A 20,815-nucleotide genomic window follows, 5' to 3' on the forward strand; every position below is an offset into this window, starting at 1 on the left:
TAAGTTTTTTTCGGGACGTAAGGTACAGCGCGGGGTACGTTCGCGCTGGGCGGCGCGGCCCCGCGCAAAGGCCGCGCCAAAACCGCCGGCTCCTACTTCCGAATCAGGGCCCCCGCCTGCTGCTCAAACTGCGCAATCAGCCGCTGCATTACCTGGTCAATAGCCTGTTCGCTGAGCGTCTGCGAAAAGTCCTGCAAGGCAAAGCTCACCGAGTACGACTTCTTGCCCGCGCCCAGGTTGGGGCCCTCGTACACGTCGAACACGTTCACGCTCTGCAAGAGTTTCTTTTCGGTGCGCAGGGCAATGCGGCGCAGCTGGTCGAAGGTTACGCTTTGGTCCACCACCACGCTCAAGTCACGGCGCACCTCGGGGAACTTGGGCAGCTCGCGGGCCACCAGGGCGGCGCGGTACTTGCGCACCAAGCCGTCCCAGTCCAGCTCGGCGTACCACACCGGCTGGCCCACGTCGAGGCGCTTGAGCAGGGGCCCCGCCACGGCGCCGGCCTGGGCCACGGGCTGGTTGTGAGCGAGCAGGGCCAAGCCGCCGGCCAGGTACGGGTGGTCGGTGGGCTGCTGGCCGGGCTGGGCGTGGCCCAGGGCCCCCAGCACCTGCACCACGGCCCCGGCCAAATCGGGGAAAGCAGTTTTGCGGGCCGGGTGCTGCCAGGTTTCGGCGGTGGCGTTGCCCGTGAGGTACAGGGCCAGCACGTTGCGCTCCTCGGTGGTGCCGTCGGCGCGGCGGTGGTAGGTTTTGCCGAACTCGTAGAGCTTGAGGTCTTTCTGGCGGCGGTTAATGTTGTAGCGCACCGCTTCGAGGCCCGAGGGCAGCAGCGAGGGGCGCAGCACGTTCAGCTCGCCGCTGTTGGGGTTGAGCAGGCGCACCAGGGTTTCATCCGGGGCCCCGGGGCCCTCGAAGTAGGCGGCGTTCACCACCGAATTAGTCAGAATTTCCGAAAAGCCCTGGCCGCTGAGCAGCGCCGCCACCTTTTGGCGCAGCACTTCGGGGTCGGGGTTTGGGAACTTGGCCAGGAATGTGGCCGAGTTGTAGGGCCGCAGGGCCACGTTGTTGTAGCCGTAAATGCGCAGGATGTCCTCGATAACGTCCACCTCGCGGGTCACGTCCACCTTGTGGCGCGGCACGGCCAGCGTCCACTCTTCTTGGCCTTGCTCGTCGTGGTGCTCGGCAATGATTTCAATCTCCAAATCTTCCAAAATCTGCCGGATGCGGGCGGGCTCGATGGACTGGCCCACTAGCCGCTCGACGCGCGGCAGGCGCAGGCGCAAGACCGTGGGGCCCAGCGGCAGCGGGTACACGTCCACGACCGGGGCGGCGGGGCGGGCGCCGGCCACTTCCTGCAGCAGCAGGGCGGCGCGGTGCAGGGCCACGAGCACCATGTCGGGGTCGGTGCCGCGCTCGAAGCGGAACGAGGCGTCGGTTTTCAGGCCGTGGGTTTGGCTGGTGCGGCGCACGGCGGCGGGCGCGAAGTAGGCGCTTTCGAGGAACACGCGGGTGGTGCCCGCGCTCACGCCCGAGGCCTGGCCGCCGAACACGCCGGCCAAGGCCAGTGGGGCCCCGGTGCCGTCGGCCACCACCAAGTCTTCGCCCTTCAGGGTGCGCTCCACGCCGTCGAGAGTAACGAATTTTTCGCCCTCGGTGGCGCGCTTCACGATGATTTCGTGGCGCGCCAGCCGGTCGGCGTCGAAGGCGTGCAGGGGCTGGCCCAGCTCGTGCAGCACGAAGTTGGTCACGTCCACCACGTTGTTGATGGGCGAGAGGCCGATGCTGCGCAGGCGCCGCTGCAGCCACTCGGGCGAGGGCCCCACCTGCACGTTGTCAAGCAGTAAGCCGGCGTAGCGGGGGCAGGCGGCGGCGTCTTCCACAATCACGCCGATGGCGGTGCCGGCGGTGGTGGGGGCCCGGAAGCCGCTCACGTCGGGCAGGTGGGCGGGCTGGTGCAGCAGGGCGCGCAGCTCGCGGGCCACGCCGTAGTGCGAGGCGGCGTCGGCGCGGTTGGGCGTGAGGCCAATTTCGAAGGCCGTGTCGGTGCCCAGGCCGAAGTAGTCGGCGGCGGGCGTGCCGTTGGGCAGGTCGGTGTCGAGCACCATAATGCCGGCGTGCGAGGTACCCAGGCCGATTTCGTCCTCAGCGCAAATCATGCCTTCGGAGGCCGCGCCGCGGATTTTGCTCTTCTTAATTTTGAACGGCTCGCCCGTGGTGGGGTGCAGCGTGGCGCCCTCCAGAGCCACCACCACGCGCTGGCCGGCGGCCACGTTGGGGGCCCCGCACACAATTTGGCGCGGCGTGCCGTCGCCCACGTCCACGGTGGTCAGGCTGAGCTTGTCGGCGTCGGGGTGCTTTTCGCGGGTGAGCACCGTGCCCAGCACCACGCCGCGCAGGCCGCCGGGAATGCTTTCCAGCTCCTCCAGGCTTTCCACTTCCAGGCCGGAGCCGGTGAGCAGGGCCCCAATTTCGGCGGCGGTTTTGTCGGTGGGGAAGAGCGTTTTGAGCCAGTCGAAAGAGATGCGCATGGGATGGGGTCGGTTGTCAGGCGCGGGGCATTCGGCCGCCGCAACGGGGCAAAGGTACGGCGGGGCCTAAAGACGCATTTGGGGCCCCGCCCGTACCTTGCCCTGGCCTGCGGCGGCGCGGCGCGCACTGCCCCGCCGCGGGCCCCACCCTCCCCCACTTCTATTTCCTTCGCCATGCCCTTCGTCAACAAAGGCTTCCACGCCAAGCGGCCCACCGAGGGCCCCCACAAGCTGCCGCCCGGCCAGTACGAAACCCAGGATTTCCCGGTGCTCACGGCCGGCCCCACGCCGCGCATCAACTTGGCCAACTGGGAGTTTCGGCTCGAAGGCCTGGTGGAAAACCCGGTAAAGTGGAGCTGGAACGAGTTCAACGCCCTGCCGCAGCAGGACTTCAACCCCGACATCCACTGCGTGACGAAGTGGTCGAAATTTGACACCAAGTGGCGCGGCGTGAGCTTGGACACGCTGCTGGAGCACGTGCAGCTCCAGCCCGAAGCCGAGTTTGCGCTGGCGTTTTCCTACGGCGGCTACACCACCAACGTGCCGCTGGCCGACTTGCGCAACGGCCAGGCATTCATTGGTTTGCAGTACGAAGGCAAGCCGCTGACGCCCGAGCACGGGGGCCCCGCTCGGCTGGTGGTGCCGCACCTCTACTTCTGGAAAAGTGCCAAGTGGGTGCAGGGCCTGCGCCTGATGGGCGTGAACAAACCGGGCTTCTGGGAGGAGGCGGGCTATAGCATGTACGGCGACCCGTGGAAGGAGCAGCGCTACGGCAGCGACGACGACGCGGCCGAGGAGGCCAGCACCAGCAGCATCCGCCTGTGAGCCGGCTCGATTGGCAAATTGGCACCGTAACGGCCATCGCGGCCGACACGCCGCGCGTTAAAACCTTCACCATCGCTTTGCCCCGCTGGACGGCCCACCGCGCCGGCCAGCACTACGACCTGCGCCTGAGCGCACCCGACGGCTACCGCACCGAGCGCAGCTACTCCATCGCCTCGCCCCCGGAGCAAACCGGCGAAATCGCCCTCACCGTGGAGCTGATTGCCGACGGCGAGGTATCGGGCTACCTGCACGAGGGCGTGGCCGTGGGCGACCAGCTGGAGCTGCGGGGCCCCATCGGCGGCTACTTCGTGTGGCCCGCCGGGGCCCCCGACGCCCCGCTCCTGCTGGTGGCCGGCGGCTCGGGCGTGGTGCCGCTGATGGCCATGCTGCGCCACCGCCAGCGTGCCGGCCTGCACAACCCGGCCGTGCTGCTGTTCAGCATCCGCACGCCGGAAGAGGTTATCTACCAGCAGGAACTGGAGGCAATGGCCGCGGCTGATGCGGCTTTTACGCTGCTGCTTACCTACACCCGCCAGGCCCCGGCCGGCTGGGCCGGCTACCACCGGCGCGTTGATGCCGCCATGCTGGCCGAGGCCGTGGCCCACCTACCGGGGGCCCCGCAGTGCTACGTGTGCGGCCCCACCGGCCTGGTGGAAAGCGTGGCCACGCTGCTGCAAGCCCAGGGCCTGCCCGACGACGCCATCCGCACCGAGCGGTTTGGGCCTACGGGCAGCTAGGGCCCCGGCGCGCTGCAGTTGGTTAGTCGTGGAAGGACTTTTCGCCGGCGGGCACGGGGGCCGTCAGGTGGTTTTCGGCGGGCGGCACGGGGCAGCTGTAGCTGTTGTTGTAGGCGCAGTACGGGTTGTACACTTGGTTGAAATCCAACACGATGCTGGTGGCGCCTTCGGCTGGTATGGGGGCGTCGAGGTAGCGGCCGCCGCCGTAGGTTTCGCGGCCGTTGCTGGCGTCGGTGAAGGGCACGAACAGGGTCGAATCGGTGGTTTTGCGGAACAGCGTGAGCTGCTGGCGCTGGCCGTTCAGCTCGAAGGTGGCGCGGCCCCAGGGCGTGTAGGCCTCGGTGCGGCGGTCGGTCATCTGCATCGCCACCGGGGCCAGCCGGGCCAGGGGCGCGTACTGGGCCGTAACGACGTACTTTTTGTCGGGCGCGAAGTACTTCAGGCTGTCGAACTGCGGGCGCTGCGCCTCGGTCAGCGGCGACTCGTTGCCACCCCGGAAGGCGCGGTTTTTGGCCTTCCGGGCCACCTGCACTTGGGCAAAATACGGGTCGGGGCCCTGGGAAATGTCCCACACCGAGAAGGCTGCAACGGCCACGACGCCGCCAATGATCAAAAGCTTGGTTTTCATAAAACGGGCGTCAGATTCGCACAATATCGGCGAGGAAACAGGAGTTAGGACGGAGAGCGCACCTCCTTTTTCTCGCCTCAACCCGGTGCAAAACTACCCACAACCCCTTGCGCCGGCGAAGCATCAGCCGCTGCTACCGGGGCCCCCGTACCTTGCTCGCCTTATGCAAAAACTCTTACTGCTAAGCGCCGGGCTGCTGGGCGCCGCGCCGGCCGTGGCCCAACAGCCCGCCGGGGCCCCGTACCGCGCCGCCGCGCGCAAAGTGAACGACCTCGTGCACACCCAGCTTGCCGTGCGGTTCGACTACGCCAAGCGCTACCTCTACGGCCGGGCCACCCTGACGCTGAAGCCCCACGGCTACCCCACCGATTCGCTGCGGCTCGACGCCAAGGGCATGGACATTAAAACGGTGCAGCTTAGGGCCCTGGCGGGGGCCCCGGGTGCGGCGGGGCCGAACTTGAAGTACGACTACAACCAGCAGCAACTGCTCATCCACCTGGGTCGCACAATTCCGGCGGGGGAAGCCTACACCGTGTACCTCGAATACACGGCCAAGCCCGACGAGCTGAGGGCCAAAGGCAGCGACGCCATCGGCGAGGCCAAGGGCTTGTACTTCATCAACCCCGACAGCGCCGTGGCCGGCAAGCCGGTCCAGATTTGGACGCAGGGCGAGACGGAATCCAACTCCGCCTGGTTCCCCACCATCGACAAGCCCAACCAGAAAACCACCACCGAAATCAGCCTGACGGTGCCCGCTAAGTACGTCACGCTCAGCAACGGCCGGTTGGCCAGCCAGGTGCCCGCGGGCCCCGGCCTGCGCACCGACACCTGGAAAATGGACCAGCCCCACGCGCCCTACCTGATGATGTTGGCCGTGGGCGACTTCCGCATCACCAAGGACAGCTGGCGCGGCAAAGAGGTCAGCTACTACCTCGAACCAAAGTACGCGGCGCAGGCCCGGCAAATTTTTGGCCGAACGCCGCAGATGCTGGAGTTTTTCTCGGAGCGCCTCGGCGTGGCGTTTCCGTGGAACAAGTACAGCCAAGTGGTGTGCCGCGAATACGTGGCCGGCGCCATGGAAAACACCTCCGCCTCGCTGTTTGGCGAGCAGGCGCAGGGCTCGGCCCGCGAGCTGCTGGACTGGGAATACGGCGGGGTGGAGCGGGAAATTGCCCACGAGCTGTTTCACCAGTGGTTTGGCGACTACGTGAGCTGCGAAAGCTGGAGCAACCTGACCATGAGCGAGTCGTTCGCCAACTTCGGCGAGGTGCTCTGGGCTGAGCACGCCCACGGCGCCGACGCGGGGGCCGAGCACGCCGCCCGCAGCCTGCGCACCTACCTCCGCAGCCCCGCCAACCACACTAAGCCGCTGGTGCGCTTCGACTACGCCGACAAGGAGGACATGTTCGACAACGTGACCTACCAAAAGGGCGGCAGTATCCTCAACATGCTGCGCGCCGAGCTGGGCGAAGACGTGTTTTTTAGGGGCCTGCAGCGCTACCTCACCCAGAACGCCTTCGGCACCGGCGAGCCGCACCAGCTGCGACTGGCCTTGGAAGAAGCGTCGGGCCGCGACTTGAACTGGTTTTTCAACCAGTGGTACTACCGCGCCGGCCATCCCGTCGTTACCATTGATTACCAGTGGGATGCCGCCCGCCACCGCCAGGCCGTGGTGGTGCGCCAAACCCAGGGCGGCGCGCCGTTTGTGCTGCCGCTGCAGGTGGACGTGTACGCCAACGGCCGCGCCCAGCGCTACCCTGCCACCCTGCGCCACGCCGTGGACACGCTCTACTTCCCGGCTGCCACCCAGCCGGATTTGGTGAACGTGGACGCCAACAAGGTGCTGGTGTGGCAGAAACAGGACCATAAGACGCTGGCGGAGTTTGCCTACCAGTACCGCCACGCCCCGCGCTTCCTCGACCGCCGCGAGGCCCTAATCGCCGCCGAAGCCCAGTCGGCCGACCCCGCGGCGCAAAAAATCCTAGCCGCAGGCTTAGCTGACAAGTCGCCGGCGCTGCGCCAAATGGCCATCGAGATGCTCGACCTCAAAAACAAGGCGGTGCGCAAAGCCGCCGCGCCCACCCTGGCGCAACTGGCCACGCGCGATTCGTCGTTGCTGGTGCAGGCGGCGGCACTGCAAGCGCTGGGCAAGCTCCAGGAGAAACGCTATGCGCCGCTGATCGCCGGGGCCCTAAATAGCCCGTCGTACCGGGTGCAGGGCGCGGCGCTGCAAGGCCTGTTGCCGCTCGACCCCGCCCAGGCGCTGGCCCGCGCCACGGCCTTCGAGGCCGACAACCAGGGGGCCCTAACCATCGCCCAAGTGGTGGTGTACGGGAGGGCCGGCGGCTTGGCGCAGTGGCCCTCGATGCTGGCCAAGTACGACGCCGCCGACCCCAATGGCCGCTTCGGCATGCTGGATGCTTTCATCGAAATCCTCGGCCGCCTCGACGACGCCACGGCGCTGGAGCAAGGCCTCACCCGCCTCCGCGACCTGACCGTGAAGTACAAGCCCTATGTCGATTCGGGGCGGATAATCGGGCTACTCCAGCAGGTGCAGCAGCGGCAGGCCACCCGCCCGCAGGCAGCGCAGGCCACGGCGCTGGTGACGCAGGCGGTGGCGGCCATCCAGGCGGCGAAATAGGGGCCCCAGCGGCGCGGCGCCCCGGCCGCTTATTGGTTCAGAGCACGCCCTCATCGGCGAAGCTATAGTAGCCGCGGTCGGTGTAGATGAGGTGGTCGAGGACGGGCAAGTCGAGGAAGTCGCCAGCTTGGCGCAGCTTTTTGGTGAGGGCCAGGTCGGCGGCGCTGGGCTGGCGGTTGCCGCTGGGGTGGTTATGCACCAGGATGATGCTGCTGGCCAACTGCTCCAGGGCTTCCTTGAAAATCATTTTCGGGTCGGCCACGGTGCCGGCCACGCCGCCCTGGCTCACGGCCACCTTGCGCATCACCACGTTGGCGCGGTTCAGCAAAATCACCCAAAACTCCTCGTGCGGCAGGTCCATCAGGTTGGGGCGCACGAGGTTATAAATGTCGCGCGAGCAAGTGATGGTGGTGCGGGCGGGCGCGTCGGCCTCTTTGCGGCGGCGGCCCAGCTCCAGGGCCGCCACCACCGCAATGGCCTTGGCCTCACCGATGCCGGGGTGACGGCAGAGCTGCTTCACGCTCTGGCGGGCCAGCTCGTTGAGGTCGTAGCCCACGCCTTGCAGCATGAGCTTGGCCACGTCCACGGCCGAGAGCTTGACGGTGCCCGAGCCCAGCAGGATGGCAATCAGCTCGGCGTCGGACAGCGCGGCGCGGCCCTTGGCCAGCAGCTTCTCGCGGGGCCGGTCTTCCTCGGCCCAGCTTTTGATGCCCAGGGGCCCCGGCGCGGCGTAGGTGGGGGCCAGGGTTTCGGTCAGGTTATCAAGCACTTTCATAAATAAAATAGCGGAATAAAAACGAAATTTAGCCCGCCGCCAAGCAAAAGGGGCGGCTTTACGTTTACCGAGCAAATCTTCTTGCTGCGCTGCTTTTTCTTCTATGCGAAATCCAATCGTTTTGCTGCTGCTACTGGCGGCCGTGCTCTCGGCCGAGTGGTACGCCTACCAAGCCACCCGCACCCTCACCCAACACCTCGGCGAGGGGCCCCGGCGCGCCTGGGCCTGGGGCTATTGGCTGATCACGGCGGCCGTGTGGGGCTTGGCCCTGTGGTCGGGCCCCACCCGCCAATCGGGCAACACGCTGCTCAAAAGCCGCCTGATCAGCCTGTTGCTGCTGGTGCTCGTCACCAAACTGGTGATGCTGCTGCCGCTGCTGCTCGAAGACCTGACGCGGCTCGGGCGCTGGGCCCTGGGCACCGCCGCACGGCCCGCCGGGGCCCCCGGCGTGGCGGTGCCGCGCAGCGAATTCCTGGCCAAGGTGGCGCTGGGGCTGGGCGCCATCCCGTTTGTGGCGCTGCTGTGGGGCGTGGTGCGCGGGGCCACCGACTACCAGGTGCGCCGCGTGGTGCTGAAATACCCCAACCTGCCGCCGGCGTTCGACGGCTTCAAGGTGCTGCAAATCTCGGACTTGCACACGGGCAGCTTCACTTCCACCGAGCCGCTGCAACGGGCCGTGCGCTTCATCAATGCCCAGAAAGCCGACCTGATTTTGATGACCGGCGACCTGGTGAACAACCTGGCCACGGAGGTCGAGCCCCACATTCCGGCGCTGGCGGGCATCAAGTCGGAGTTGCCCATCTTCTCCAGCCTCGGCAACCACGACTATGGCGATTATGTGCAAGAATTTCGTGACAACCGCGCGTTGTGGCAGGCCAACCTGGAGCGCCTGATGCAGAACCACGCCAAAATCGGTTGGACGCTGCTCAACGACACGAGCCATACCATTGAGCGCGGCGGCGACAAAATTGCCGTGCTGGGCATCCAGAACAGCAGCTCCCACCTCAACTTTCACACTTACGGCAACCTGCCCAAGGCGCACGCGGCCAGCGGCGACGCGCCGTTCAAAATCCTGCTCTCGCACGACCCTTCTTACTGGGAAAGCCATATTCTGAAGTACCCCGACATCGACCTCACGCTCAGCGGCCACACCCACGGCATGCAATTCGGCGTGAACCTGCCGTTTTTCAAGTGGAGCCCCGTGCAATACGCCTACAAGCAGTGGGCCGGCCTCTACACCCAGGGGACCCAAAAACTGTACGTGAACGTGGGCTTGGGCTTCCTGGGCTACCCTGGGCGGGTGGGCTTTTTGCCCGAGATTACGGTATTTGAACTGCGACGCGCGTAGGGCCCCGCCCGGCGCTAACCTTGGTGAAAGCCGGGCCGTATAGCAAGCAGTACGCCTTCCTAACGTTCTTTCCCTCACCCAATCATCATGAAAAACTACCTGTTTTTAGTGGCCGGCGCGGCCCTTTCGCTGGCTTCGTGCTCAGAGTCGAAAACGACCGAAACTACCACCACCGCGGGCGCCGCTGGCGACTCGACGGCGATGAAAGCCTCGATGGCCTCGAACACGATGTACACCGACGAGGCGTACAAGTCGCGCTCGAAGCGCATCGCCGATAAGTACGCCGCCGACATGAAGATTACGGACCCGGCGATGCGGGAGAAAATCAGCACCGCCTACTACAACCGCTCGAAGCGCTACGGCGAGATGAAAACCAAGTACGCCTCGGACACGACCGGCATGGGCGCCGCCATGCGCGACTACAACACGGCCACCGACACCGAGTTTAAGGGCATTTACACCGACCCGGCCCAGTACAAATCGTACGAAACGAGCCGCACCAACTACAACGAGGATACCTACCTGAACGACGCCAGCAGTGCCTCGTCATCGTCGATGAGCCCCGATTCGAGCTCGACTATGAGCAGCGGCGGCAGCGCCATGAGCGGCACCACCGACGACAACGCCATGGGCTCGACGGACGGCGCCACGGCGGGCGGTACGGTGAGCAAGTCGAAAACCAAGCTCACCGACGGCACAAAAATCAAAGTAAAGAGCGACGGCCAAGTGAAAGTAAAGGACGCTGACGGCTCCAAAATGAAGCAATAACTGGTGCCTTCGGCCGGAGATTCCGCGCCGTTTGTCTACTGAAGCCCGCGCCTGCAACGGCGCGGGCTTTTCTTTGCTCTTTAGGTGGGCCCCTTGGGCCAGTTTTTGCGTTTATAGCCCCGAATGACGTTGCGATTTTCCGACTTGATGCGCCGCGGCTGGCCCTGGGTGCTGGCGCTGCTGGCCGGGCTGGCCCTGCCAGCCCGGGCCCAGCAAACGGTGCGCGTGAGCGGCACCATCTCGGCCTTCGACTCGCGGGAAGCCATCCCCGGGGCCTCGGTGCGGGTGATGCGCACCCGCGTGGGGCAGGCCGCGGGCCTCAAGGGTGAGTTTGAAATTGATGCCCGCCCCACCGATACGCTGCTGTTCCGAGCCGTGGGCTTCCGGTCGCGGCTGCTGCCGCTGGGCGGCACCGGCATTTCACAGCTCATCATCCAAGTGCAGCTCCAGCGCGACAGCGTGCGCCTGAGCGAAGTGCGCGTCATCAGCGACCGCCCCGACCGGGCGATGATCAACCGGGCCCTGCGCAACATGAAGCGCCCCGTGCCGCCGGTAGTGAGCGGGGCCAAGCGCCCGCCGCGCCCCAAGCCCATGTTCCCCGTCGATTCGAGCGCCCCCAAGGCCCCCACGCCTACCCTCGAAAGCCCCCTGAGCCTGATCTACGAACAGCTCTCGCGCGAGGGCAAGCAGCGCAAAAAGGTGCGCGCCCTCGAAGCCGTCGACCAGGCCGAAAAGGCGCGCCAGGCCCGCGCCAAGTACAACAAAGCCTTCAAGGACAACCGCGGCTACGAGCCGTAGGGCCCCGGGGCCCCAACCCCGGCCGGGCCTGCGCGTAAGCACAGGGTATGAAAATTGGGTATCCCTGCGTGAACGAGGCGATGGATTGCAGCGCCGCCAACACCTTCCGGTTGGCCTCCTATTCGGAAGAGCGCCTCATAACGGCCGTGACGGCCAACCTGGCTTGCCTACGCCGCCTGCTGGAATGGAACGTGGCCCAAGGGCTGCTGTTTTTCCGCATGGGTTCGGGAATTGTGCCCTTTGGCTCGCACGAAATCAACACCTTCCCGTGGCAGCAGCACTTCGGCGAAGAATTTAGGGCCCTGGGCGACTACATCAAAGCTAACGGCCTGCGCGTCAGCTTCCATCCCGACCAGTTCGTGGTGCTGAACTCGCCTAGCCCGGCCATTGTGCAGCGCAGCATCGAAGAGCTGATTTACCAGGGCTCGATGCTGGACTTAATGGGCCTGGACGGCACAGCCAAGCTGCAAATCCACGTGGGGGGCCTGTACGGCGAACGGGAGTTGGCCATCAGCCGGTTTGCGGCCGTGTACGCCACACTGCCGGCCGCCGTGCGGGCCCGCGTGGTGGTAGAAAACGACGACCGCCTGTTTCCGCTGCGCGACTGCCTCGACCTACACGCCCGCACCGGCGTACCCATCCTGTTCGACAATTTCCACCACGAATGCCTCAACCAAGGCGAGCCCATGCACGAGGCGCTACGCCTGGCCGCTGCCACCTGGCATCCCACCGCCGACGGCGTGCCGATGATGGATTATAGCTCGCAGGCCCCCGCCGAGCGCAAGGGCAAGCACACCACGTCGATGGTCGAGGAGCTGTTCCGCGGCTTCGTATCCGAGCTGCAGGGGCTCGACTTCGACATGATGCTGGAAATTAAAGATAAAGAGGCCAGCGCATTGCGGGCCGTGGCCATCTTGCGTGAGTTGGGCCTGGCCGCCCCCGCGCCCGAGGGCCCCGTGCCGCCCCTAGCCTTGCCCCCGGATCCCAACGCGGCCCCTAAGGCCCGCGCCAAGAAGGCCGCTAAGAGCTAGCCGCAGCACCCGCCCGACCGGGGCCCCTATTCTTTCCCAGTTGTTTTTCCCACCGAATTTTTCTCCTCACTTTCAATCAACCCCATGCCTTTCGACCACCTGCACGCCACCGTTAGCGCCCTCAAAAACGGCCTCACCAGCCTTCCCCTCGGCTCGGCCATGGACAATACCGAAACCTGGCAGCAACAGTTTCTGCAAAGCGGCCAGCCTGGCCTGCAAGACATTGCCCGCGAAATCGGTAACCTCCAGTCGCTGCTCACCAGCGGGGCCCTCGACAGCGCCGCCATCGCCGCCTCGCTAAGCATGCTCGGCGACCAGACCGGCGAGGCCGCCGCTGGGGCCCCCGATGAGCTTAAGAAACCCCTCACCGAGCTGGCCGACCTGCTGCGCCGCCACGGCGGCGACTTGGCCGCCCACAACGAGCGCGCTGGCCAGTAGTTTAGTTTGCCCCCACCCCACAAAAAAGCCCCACTGAGTGCATCAGTGGGGCTTTTTTGTGGGGTGGGGGCTGGGGCCCCTAATTACTTGCGGCTAGCTAAACAACTCGTGATTTTATCGCAACTACTTGCTGCTAAGAATAAAACCTAACAGCCATCAGTTGATGGCTCAGTATTCAATAAGGTGCCGTGCTGCTGCGGCTGCGGTTGTCGCGGCTCGGCACGATGTCCGTCGATTCGCGCCGCGGGCGCTGCCGCAACAGGGGCCGCTCGCGCACATCGGGCACTGCCGCGGGCGAGCCCTCGGGCGTCGCCGCCGGCGCAAAGCCCGATTCCGGGTCGAGGCGTGAGGGTTGGGCATCACGGCTTGTGGCGGTGCGCTGCACCTCGGCAGGGCCCTGGATGGTGCTTTGGTTGAGGCCTGGGTTGAGGGGCGGCACCACGGTTTGGCCCTGAGCCCCGCCCCGCACCGGGGCTGTGGGGTCGAAGGGCACCGTTTGGGCCCGGGCGGCCGTGGCCAGCAGCAATAGCCCCATCAAAGCGAAGAAGTTTTTCATAATCAAGGATTTGTTAAGTATGCGCTCGTGAGCAAACGGCCAATCATTCTGGTCTTTCTGCTTACTGATAACAACAAAAGCCATCGGCTAATGGCTATCTGCTCAAAGCTAAAATGGGGCGAAAGCAAAACGACGGCTGTTTCTGAGCGAAACAGCCGTCGTGGAAATACATCGTGCGGCCCTAGGGCCCCAGCGGTGCTTAGTTCATCGGCTTGGTCTTCATTTTGCTTTTGCCTTCGCGCATCGAGCGCTTGGTCTTTTTGTCCGACATCTTGTCGTTGTTCATCGTACCATCGCTCATGGTGCCGGTGCCCGTTGTGGTGCCCGTACCCATCGTGGTGCCCATGGTGGTACCGTTCATGGTGCCGGTGTTCATCGTACCCGGAGCCATGGTGCCCGTAGCGGGCGTTTGCATGGGGGTGGTCGTCGTCGTCGTCGTGCCCGGCGTGGTGCTCATCGTGCCCGGCATGGTGGTGGTAGGCGTCGTCTGGGCCATCGATACGCTCGATACACCAATGGTCAACAAAGCGGCGAAGAAAATTTTGGAAGCTTTCATGGTAGATTGATTTAAAAGTGGGAAACCTGTATTTCGCAACCTAAGCTTGGTTGCTAAGGTGGACTCTATACGGGAAGAGTTTTCAATAGTTATAATTTTTCTAATTATAATATTATGGCATTGGGATTTGCAACAAGTAGGTCGGGGTATAAATAGCTATTACTTGATTATCAGTAAGCTCAACTATAAGGAGGACGCAAACACAATCTATTCTTACCGATAGCCTATAATTAATAAGTCCCCCTGCTTAACCAATAATTACGGGTGAAGCATCGATCAAAATTTATTTGCATTAAACAAATTAGTGCCCTGTTTTAAACCAATTATGCAGTATTTATTTTTAACTATTCCGGCTCATTAGAGCCGTTGTACATGTCACAAACCACTCCTTTTCTGCAGTGCGGCCTGTTGCAATACCATTTGTGCGCCACGCACCAGCGGCCTTAATTAATTAAACGCAATAAAAACCGGTATTTATCGCAGTCACATCCCAGCAAAAACCGTCTTTTTGCTAATTAGATAAAAGGAATATTTTTGATTTTCCATTCGCTTCCCGTCACTCCAAAAGCCCGCCTTATGAAAGCAGCCCTACGCCCGCAAATTGCCGTGTTCCTGTTGGTGCTCGGGGCCCTGGTTGGCGGCAAAGCACCGGCTACGGCGGCCCCCGTGGTGGCACAGGTAGCGGGCACGCTCACGGCGTACGACGAAGGCAAGGCCGACGGCAACGCGTTCCGGGTTTCGGTGCGCCGCGCCCCCAATGGCCTCCAGCTGATTGCCCAGCAAGTAGAAGCCGCCCAGAGCGCGGCCACCGCCAACCCCGCGGCGGCCCGCTACTTCGAGGGCTACATGGCCGGCCTAGAGCCCAGCCGCGAGCTGACTTCCCTTACCCCAGCCCGCGCGCAGTAGGGCCCCCGCCGACAAGCGCGCCGGCCCGGAGCCCTGTTGCGCGGCTTTGGACTACTGGCCCGGGGCCGGGCGGTTGCCCAGGGCCCGCTTCACGCCCTGGGGCCCCACAAACGGTACGTTTTTCACGGCGGGCTTGGCAGCAGAATCGGTCGCGGCAGCGGCGGCCTCGGCGGTGGGGTTGAGTGGCACTGGTTCGGTTTGGCTGGGGGCGTTCAGCGCTTCGTCGCTGGGCCGGGGCCCCGACGGCGTGCCGGGCAAGCCGCTGGGCTCCGCAGCGGGCACCTCGGCAGTGGGTTGGCGTGCGGGCTCATTGCACGCGGCCAGCAGCACGCCGGCACCGGCCAAGAGGCCAACCGTTGTTACGCGTATTCTTTTCATGGCGAACGGCGGGGTTGGTAATTTCTCCTGAAACGCACTCATTAGCCGCGGGTTGGCTTTTGCCCTAAAAACAAAAACCTCACCCCCAGGCGGGGGTGAGGTTTTTTTGTGGAGCTGCAGGGATTCGAACCCTGGTCCAGACAAGGAGACCAACGTGCTTTCTACGTGCGTATCTATGCTTGGATTTTCGAGGCATTCCAGGCGCACATCAGGCCCTTGAAATTCCCTTAGCTGCAGTTGGGTTTCGCCCCCGAATCACAGCTCTTCGGAGGCTAGTTTCTACTTACGACGCGCCGAACTCCCAGGTGTAAAAACTTACCCGGGCGGCACGATGGCATTACCTAATTCTGAACTAGGCAGCCATGGCGTACGAATAGTCGCCAGTTGTTGTTTGAGCGATTTTTTTTACGGGAGAGCTTCGTTCAACTCCCGGCACGCTTACCCGCGATATGCGCAAGCTGTCAATTCCGGTCAGCCCCAAATGATAGAAGAACGAGTTTCCGTTGCGCATCCCTTGCGAGCTGCCTGGCGGGCCGCGAAGGTACGCGGGAATGGGTAAACGCGGGCCGCCACCGAAAGGTTTCGTGGGGCCCCGGGCCGGCTGGGGGCCCCGCCGCGGGCTTTCAAACGCCCTGTTTTCGGGGTAACTTTGTAGGAAGTCTTATGGAGAATTTTGTCGTTTCGGCCCGGAAGTATCGTCCCGCCACCTTCCGCAGCGTGGTGGGGCAGCAGCACGTCACCACCACGCTGCAAAACGCCATTCAGAGCCAGCACCTAGCCCAGGCGTTCCTGTTTTGTGGGCCCCGTGGCGTGGGCAAAACCACCTGCGCCCGCATCCTGGCCAAAACCATCAATTGCACCAACCTCACGCCCGAAATTGAGGCGTGCGGGGTGTGCGCCTCGTGCGTAGCGTTTCAAGAAAACGCCTCGTTCAACGTGCATGAGCTGGACGCCGCGTCCAACAACTCGGTCGAGGACATTCGCTCGCTCGTAGAGCAGGTGCGCTACCCCCCGCAGGCCGGCAGCAAGTACAAGGTCTACATCATCGACGAAGTGCACATGCTGTCCAATCAGGCGTTTAACGCTTTTTTGAAGACACTGGAGGAGCCGCCGCCCTACGCCATTTTCATCCTGGCCACCACCGAGCGCCACAAAATCATCCCCACGATTTTGTCGCGCTGCCAGATCTTCGACTTCAGCCGAATCCGCGTCGACGACATGCGCCAGCACCTGCGCTACGTGGCCACCCAGGAAGGCGTGGCGGCCGAAGACGACGCCCTGCACCTGCTGGCCCAGAAGGCCGACGGCGGCTTGCGCGACGCGCTGTCGATGTTCGACCAGATGGTAACATTTGCCGGCAACAACTTGACGTACAAGGACGTGGTGCAAAACCTCCACGTGCTGGACTACGGCTACTACTTCCGGCTGGTAGATGCGCTGCTGCAAGAGAACCTATCAGCCGCGCTGCTGCTGCTGGATGAAGTGATGCAGCAAGGCTTTGATCTGCACAACTTTGTGGTGGGTACGGCCGAGCACCTACGCGGCCTGCTTGTCTGCAAAGACGCCGTGACGGTGCAGCTGCTGGAAGTATCGGACGGCATCAAGAAGCAGTACGTGGCGCAGGCGCAGGCCGCGCCCCTGGCCTTTGTGCTCTCAGCCCTGAATCTGGTCAGCCAGTGCGACCGTGAGTTCAAGCAAGCCAAGAACCAGCGCCTGCACGTCGAGCTTACGCTCATGAAGCTGGCCTACCTCAACGGGGCCGTGCAGTTTGTGCGGGACGTGAGCGGCCCCGAGGCGGCTAAAAAAAAAACTAGTAGCCTAGCCGAGGGCCCCGCGCCGGCCATTGCCGGGGCCCCAGTGCCCGTGCCGGCTGCCCCCGCTATGCCGCGGCCAGGGCCCCCACCGGCCGCCGCGCCGGCTCCCACCCCTGTAGCATCGGCCCCCGTGGTATCGGCCCCCGCGCCGGCCGATGGGCCCGAGCCACTGCCCGTGGAAAACGGCGTGGACGAGCTGCACGACACGCCCAGCATCGAGGCTGAACCCGAAGTGGCCGTAGCCGAGCGCCACCAGGTGCGCGACACGTTTCCTCACGTGGAGGTGGGCGTGCCGAGCATGGAAGGGCTGGAGCCCGAGCCCCGCCCGGCCCCGCCCTCACTCCTCAACCTGGGGCCCAGCGTGGGCGGTAAGCTACCCAGCCTCAAGGACTTCAGCACCCGGCCTGTGGCCGCCAAAGCGGGCCCCGCGCTGGCCGACCCGCTCCCCAGCTCGGGACCCGTGGCCCCTGTAGAGGACGCGCTGCTACAGCGCGTGTGGCGCGAAATGGCCGACGAGCGCAAGGCCCAAGAGCGCATGAGCGAATTCACGCTGCTCAACCGCGCCGTAGCCGCCGGGCCCGACCACCGCATCGAGCTGACGGTAGACAACCCGGTGCAGGAAGACCAGTTCAACGAGATGCGCACCGAGTTTTTGGTGGAGCTGCGCCGGCGCACCGGCCACCCCCGTCTCAACGTGGTGCCGGTGGTGGCGCAGGCAGCTCCCACCGCCCGGAAATTGTACACGGCCACCGACAAATTTGAATACTTGGCCGAGCGTTTTCCGGCCTTGCGCGAGGCCAAGCAGCGCCTGGGGTTGGAAGCTGATTTTTAGCGGGTTGGGCTGGTGAAAACGTTGGGTTTAGGGAACGGTGCAGGTAGCGGGTAGCGCGCAGCTTGGGGGCCCCCAGCGGGCGCAATGTCCCCGGTTTCTCCTATAAAAACCGTTTTTTATTCCCCTATCAGCCAACTACCTTTGTTTTTTCGTCCAGCTATTAGCTTCCCGCACGCCCGATTTCGTGAAAAAATCTTCTTTGCTGTTACTTCCGGCCTTGGCAGCCCTGGGTTTTGCGACCGAATGCCAGACCAGTAAGCCGGCGGCCACCACTACGGCACCGGCCGCCCCGGCCCCGCCGGCCGCCGCAAAGGAGAAGACCTATTCCTACGAAACTACCCCCAACGACCCGCTCAACGCCCGCATCTACCACCTGGATAACGGCCTGACGGTGTACCTGTCGGACTATAAAAACGCGCCCCGCATCCAAACTTACGTGGCCGTGCGGGCGGGCTCGAAAAACGACCCGGCGGCCGCCACCGGCTTGGCCCACTACCTTGAGCACATGGTGTTCAAGGGCACTTCGAAGCTGGGCACCAAGGATTGGAGCAAGGAAAAGCCTGAGCTAGACAAGATTGAGGCCCTGTACGAAACGTACCGCGGCCAGCGCAACGACCCCGCGGCCCGCAAGCGCACCTACCACCAGATTGACTCGATTTCGGGCGTGGCGGCCCGCTACGCCGTGCCCAACGAGTACGACAAGCTGATGGGCAGCCTCGGCTCGAAGGGCTCGAATGCGCACACCTCGAACGAGGAAACGGTGTACCAGGAGGACATTCCGAGCAACCAACTCGAAAAGTGGGCCGCTGTGCAGAGCGAGCGGTTCACCGAAATGGTGCCGCGTCTGTTCCACACCGAGCTGGAGGCAGTGTACGAGGAGAAAAACCGGGGGCTCGACAGCGACTTCAACAAGGAATTCGAGACGCTGAACGCGGCGCTGTACCCCACGCACCCCTACGGCACGCAGACGACCATCGGCACGATTGAGCACCTGCAAAACCCGTCGATTACTGAAATCAAGAAGTACTTCGGCGAGTATTACGTGCCCAACAATGTGGCGCTGTGCCTGAGCGGCGACTTGGATTACGACCAGACCATCCGGCTGATTGACAAGTATTTTGGGGCCTGGCAAAAGAAGCCGGTGCCAGTGTTTAATGCACCTGTCGAGCAACCGATTGCGGCTCCTATTACGAAGGAAGTGGTGGGGCCCCAGGCCGAGAACGTGATGGTGGGCTACCGCTTTGCGGGCAAGGCCACCCGCGACGGCCTGCGGCTGCGGATGCTGGACAAAATCCTGACCAACGGCCAGGCCGGCCTGTTCGACCTCGACCTAAACCAGCAGCAGAAGGTACTACAGGCCAGCACCTTCACCGACCTGAACGACGATTACTCCACGCATATCCTCTTCGGCACGCCCCGCCAGGGGCAGTCGCTGGAAGCGGTGCAGGCCCTGATGCTGGCCGAAGTGGAGAAAGTGAAGCAGGGCCAGTTTCCGGACTGGCTGATTCCGGCCGTTATCAACAACGAAAAGCTGCAGCGCACCAAGGATTACGAGAGTAACCTGGCCCGGGCCAGTGCCTTCTACGAGTCGTTCATCGAGCGCATCAGCTGGGCCGATTACGTGAAGCAGCTGGAGGATTTCGGCACCATCACGAAGGCCGAAATCGTGCAGTTTGCCAACGACCACTACGGCGCCAACTACGTCACCATTTTCAAGCGCACCGGCAAAGACCCGAACACGGTGAAGGTGGTGAAGCCCGCCATCACGCCAGTGCCGGCCAACCGCGACGCGGCCTCGGCCTACTACACGGAGGTGAGCAAGCTGCCCAGTACGGAACTGCAGCCGGTTTTCGTCGATTACAAGAAGGACATTCAAACGGCGGAAGTGAAGCCCGGCTTGCCGCTGTATTACACCAAAAACACCGAGAACGGGCTGTTTAGTCTGTTCTACGCCATCGACCTGGGCACCAACAACGACCCGCGCCTCGACGTGGCCACCGACTACTTGCAGTACCTGGGCACCGGCCAGTACTCGGCGGCGCAGCTGCAGCAGGAGTTTTACAAGCTGGGCTGTTCGTTCGCCGTCAGCAGCGGTCAGGACCGGGTGCTCATCAGCCTGAGCGGGCTGGACAGCAACCTGGAACCGGCGTTGCGCTTGTTCGAGCAACTGCTCAACAACCCGCGGCCCGACGCGGGGGCCCTAAAAAACCAGGTGGCCGGCATCCTCAAGCAGCGCCAGGACGCCAAGCTCAACAAGGGCGTGATCCTAAACGCGGCCATGCTGAACTACGTGAAGTACGGCCCCCGGAACCCGTTTACGGACATTGTATCCGAGGCTGCGCTAAAGGCTCTGAAGCCGGAGCAGCTCACGGCCATCCTGAAGAAGCTGCCCACCTACCAGCACCGCGTGCTCTACTATGGGCCCCGGCCGATAGATGGTACCGTGGCCGTGCTCAAAGCTGAGCACCGCACCCCCGCCAAGCTCACGCCCGACCCGGCCACCAAAGACTTTGTGGAGCAGCCGCTGAAAGACCGCAAGGTGTACTGGGCCGACTACAACATGGTGCAGGCCGAAATCCTGTTCCTGACCAAGGGCGACCTCTACGACAAGGGCCTAGTACCCACGGTGAGCCTCTACAACGAATACTTCGGCGGCGGAATGGGCAGCATCGTGTTCCAGGACCTGCGCGAGAGCAAGGCCCTGGCCTATTCGGCCAGCTCGCGCTACAGCAGCGCCGACAAGCTGGGCCGCTCCAACTACATCGTGAGTTACATCGGCACCCAGAGCGATAAGCTGCCCGAGGCCATGACCGGCATGGAAAGCTTGCTCACCGACATGCCCATGGCCGAAGCCAACCTCCAGATTGCCAAGCAGTCCATTCGCAACAGCATCGCCACCGACCGCATCACCCACGAAGGCATTTTGCTGAGCTATGAGCGGGCCCGCCGCCTGGGCCTCGACTACGACGTGCGCCGCGACGTGTACGAGCAAACGGCCAAGATGAGCTTCGACGATTTGCGCAAGTTCCAGGCCGCCAAGGTGAAGGGCCAGAACCAAGTGGTGCTGGTCATCGGCTCGAAAGACCGGCTCAACTTCAAGGAGCTGGCCAAGTACGGCACCGTGCAGCAGCTCACGCTCAAGGAACTGTTCGGCTATTGATGTTTCCTGGTCCGTAGGGCCCCGGCAGGTGTCAGGCTGCGGGGCCCGGCTGGCGCTTGGCCCGAGGCCGCGCCGCCCCGGGCCACTACCAATTCC

At 63.8% G+C, this 20,815-nt stretch carries 17 protein-coding genes and 1 other RNA gene; 11 read left to right on the top strand and 7 right to left on the bottom strand.

Annotation, left to right across the window (positions count from 1 at the left end):
- Positions 1 to 92: 92 nt before the first annotated feature.
- Positions 93 to 2,528, bottom strand: coding sequence for a phenylalanine--tRNA ligase subunit beta (gene pheT / locus EAH73_RS04125; protein WP_140465199.1), 2,436 nt, complete (start codon positions 2,526 to 2,528; stop codon positions 93 to 95).
- A gap of 174 nt (positions 2,529 to 2,702) precedes the next feature.
- Here pheT and EAH73_RS04130 point away from each other — a divergent pair, with 174 nt between their 5' ends.
- Together EAH73_RS04130 and EAH73_RS04135 are read left to right on the top strand one after the other, a co-directional pair.
- Entirely contained in the window at positions 2,703 to 3,353 is a 651-nt protein-coding gene (locus EAH73_RS04130; protein ID WP_140465200.1) for a sulfite oxidase-like oxidoreductase, read from the top strand.
- A complete protein-coding gene (locus tag EAH73_RS04135) occupies positions 3,350 to 4,090 on the top strand; it encodes a ferredoxin reductase (protein WP_140465201.1) in 741 nt (246 codons plus the stop codon). The genes EAH73_RS04130 and EAH73_RS04135 overlap by 4 nt, the downstream gene beginning before the upstream one ends.
- A gap of 22 nt (positions 4,091 to 4,112) precedes the next feature.
- On the opposite strand, the gene EAH73_RS04140 is transcribed toward EAH73_RS04135, so the two are convergent.
- A complete protein-coding gene (locus EAH73_RS04140; RefSeq protein ID WP_140465202.1) occupies positions 4,113 to 4,718 on the bottom strand; it encodes a DUF1684 domain-containing protein in 606 nt (201 codons plus the stop codon).
- Between the two features lie 163 nt (positions 4,719 to 4,881).
- Between EAH73_RS04140 and EAH73_RS04145 the strand changes: the two genes are divergently transcribed.
- The gene (locus tag EAH73_RS04145) at positions 4,882 to 7,359 is read left to right on the top strand and encodes a M1 family aminopeptidase (protein WP_140465203.1); all 2,478 of its coding nucleotides are present in this window, start codon (positions 4,882 to 4,884) and stop codon (positions 7,357 to 7,359) included.
- 37 nt (positions 7,360 to 7,396) lie between these two features.
- Here EAH73_RS04145 and radC read toward each other — a convergent pair whose 3' ends face one another.
- Positions 7,397 to 8,134 carry a RadC family protein gene (gene radC / locus EAH73_RS04150; RefSeq protein WP_140465204.1) on the bottom strand — a complete coding sequence of 246 codons (738 nt, stop codon included), beginning with the start codon at positions 8,132 to 8,134 and terminating at the stop codon, positions 7,397 to 7,399.
- Between the two features lie 103 nt (positions 8,135 to 8,237).
- On the opposite strand from radC, the gene EAH73_RS04155 reads away from it, so the two are divergent.
- The 5 genes from EAH73_RS04155 (at position 8,238) to EAH73_RS04175 (ending at position 12,517) form a co-directional block, all read left to right on the top strand.
- On the top strand, positions 8,238 to 9,482 hold the full coding sequence (locus EAH73_RS04155; protein ID WP_140465205.1) for a metallophosphoesterase: 1,245 nt from the start codon (positions 8,238 to 8,240) through the stop codon (positions 9,480 to 9,482).
- Positions 9,483 to 9,569: 87 nt separating this feature from the next.
- Positions 9,570 to 10,250, top strand: coding sequence for a hypothetical protein (locus EAH73_RS04160; RefSeq protein ID WP_140465206.1), 681 nt, complete (start codon positions 9,570 to 9,572; stop codon positions 10,248 to 10,250).
- Positions 10,251 to 10,373: 123 nt separating this feature from the next.
- Positions 10,374 to 11,048: a carboxypeptidase-like regulatory domain-containing protein gene (locus EAH73_RS04165; protein ID WP_140465207.1), complete on the top strand. Its 675-nt coding sequence runs from the start codon at positions 10,374 to 10,376 to the stop codon at positions 11,046 to 11,048.
- A gap of 47 nt (positions 11,049 to 11,095) precedes the next feature.
- Positions 11,096 to 12,079, top strand: coding sequence for a UV DNA damage repair endonuclease UvsE (gene uvsE, locus EAH73_RS04170; protein WP_140465208.1), 984 nt, complete (start codon positions 11,096 to 11,098; stop codon positions 12,077 to 12,079).
- 84 nt (positions 12,080 to 12,163) lie between these two features.
- Complete coding sequence (locus EAH73_RS04175) at positions 12,164 to 12,517, top strand: hypothetical protein (RefSeq protein WP_140465209.1); 354 nt, start codon at positions 12,164 to 12,166, stop codon at positions 12,515 to 12,517.
- 175 nt (positions 12,518 to 12,692) lie between these two features.
- On the opposite strand, the gene EAH73_RS04180 is transcribed toward EAH73_RS04175, so the two are convergent.
- Positions 12,693 to 13,073, bottom strand: a complete 381-nt coding sequence (locus tag EAH73_RS04180) for a hypothetical protein (RefSeq protein WP_140465210.1) — start codon at positions 13,071 to 13,073, stop codon at positions 12,693 to 12,695.
- Between the two features lie 199 nt (positions 13,074 to 13,272).
- A complete protein-coding gene (locus EAH73_RS04185; RefSeq protein WP_140465211.1) occupies positions 13,273 to 13,629 on the bottom strand; it encodes a hypothetical protein in 357 nt (118 codons plus the stop codon).
- Positions 13,630 to 14,205: 576 nt separating this feature from the next.
- Between EAH73_RS04185 and EAH73_RS04190 the strand changes: the two genes are divergently transcribed.
- On the top strand, positions 14,206 to 14,535 hold the full coding sequence (locus tag EAH73_RS04190) for a hypothetical protein (protein WP_140465212.1): 330 nt from the start codon (positions 14,206 to 14,208) through the stop codon (positions 14,533 to 14,535).
- A 51-nt stretch (positions 14,536 to 14,586) separates the two neighbouring features.
- Here EAH73_RS04190 and EAH73_RS04195 read toward each other — a convergent pair whose 3' ends face one another.
- Entirely contained in the window at positions 14,587 to 14,913 is a 327-nt protein-coding gene (locus EAH73_RS04195; protein WP_140465213.1) for a hypothetical protein, read from the bottom strand.
- Positions 14,914 to 15,019: 106 nt separating this feature from the next.
- Positions 15,020 to 15,392, bottom strand: a transfer-messenger RNA (tmRNA) gene (gene ssrA, locus EAH73_RS04200).
- 184 nt (positions 15,393 to 15,576) lie between these two features.
- Between ssrA and EAH73_RS04205 the strand changes: the two genes are divergently transcribed.
- Together EAH73_RS04205 and EAH73_RS04210 are read left to right on the top strand one after the other, a co-directional pair.
- On the top strand, positions 15,577 to 17,559 hold the full coding sequence (locus tag EAH73_RS04205) for a DNA polymerase III subunit gamma/tau (RefSeq protein ID WP_140465214.1): 1,983 nt from the start codon (positions 15,577 to 15,579) through the stop codon (positions 17,557 to 17,559).
- A 184-nt stretch (positions 17,560 to 17,743) separates the two neighbouring features.
- Positions 17,744 to 20,719: a M16 family metallopeptidase gene (locus EAH73_RS04210; protein ID WP_240047130.1), complete on the top strand. Its 2,976-nt coding sequence runs from the start codon at positions 17,744 to 17,746 to the stop codon at positions 20,717 to 20,719.
- The last annotated feature ends 96 nt before the right edge of the window (positions 20,720 to 20,815 follow it).

Origin of the sequence: Hymenobacter nivis, assembly GCF_006439025.1 — a bacterium.
In the GTDB taxonomy this organism is placed as follows: Bacteria; Bacteroidota; Bacteroidia; order Cytophagales; family Hymenobacteraceae; genus Hymenobacter; species Hymenobacter nivis_A.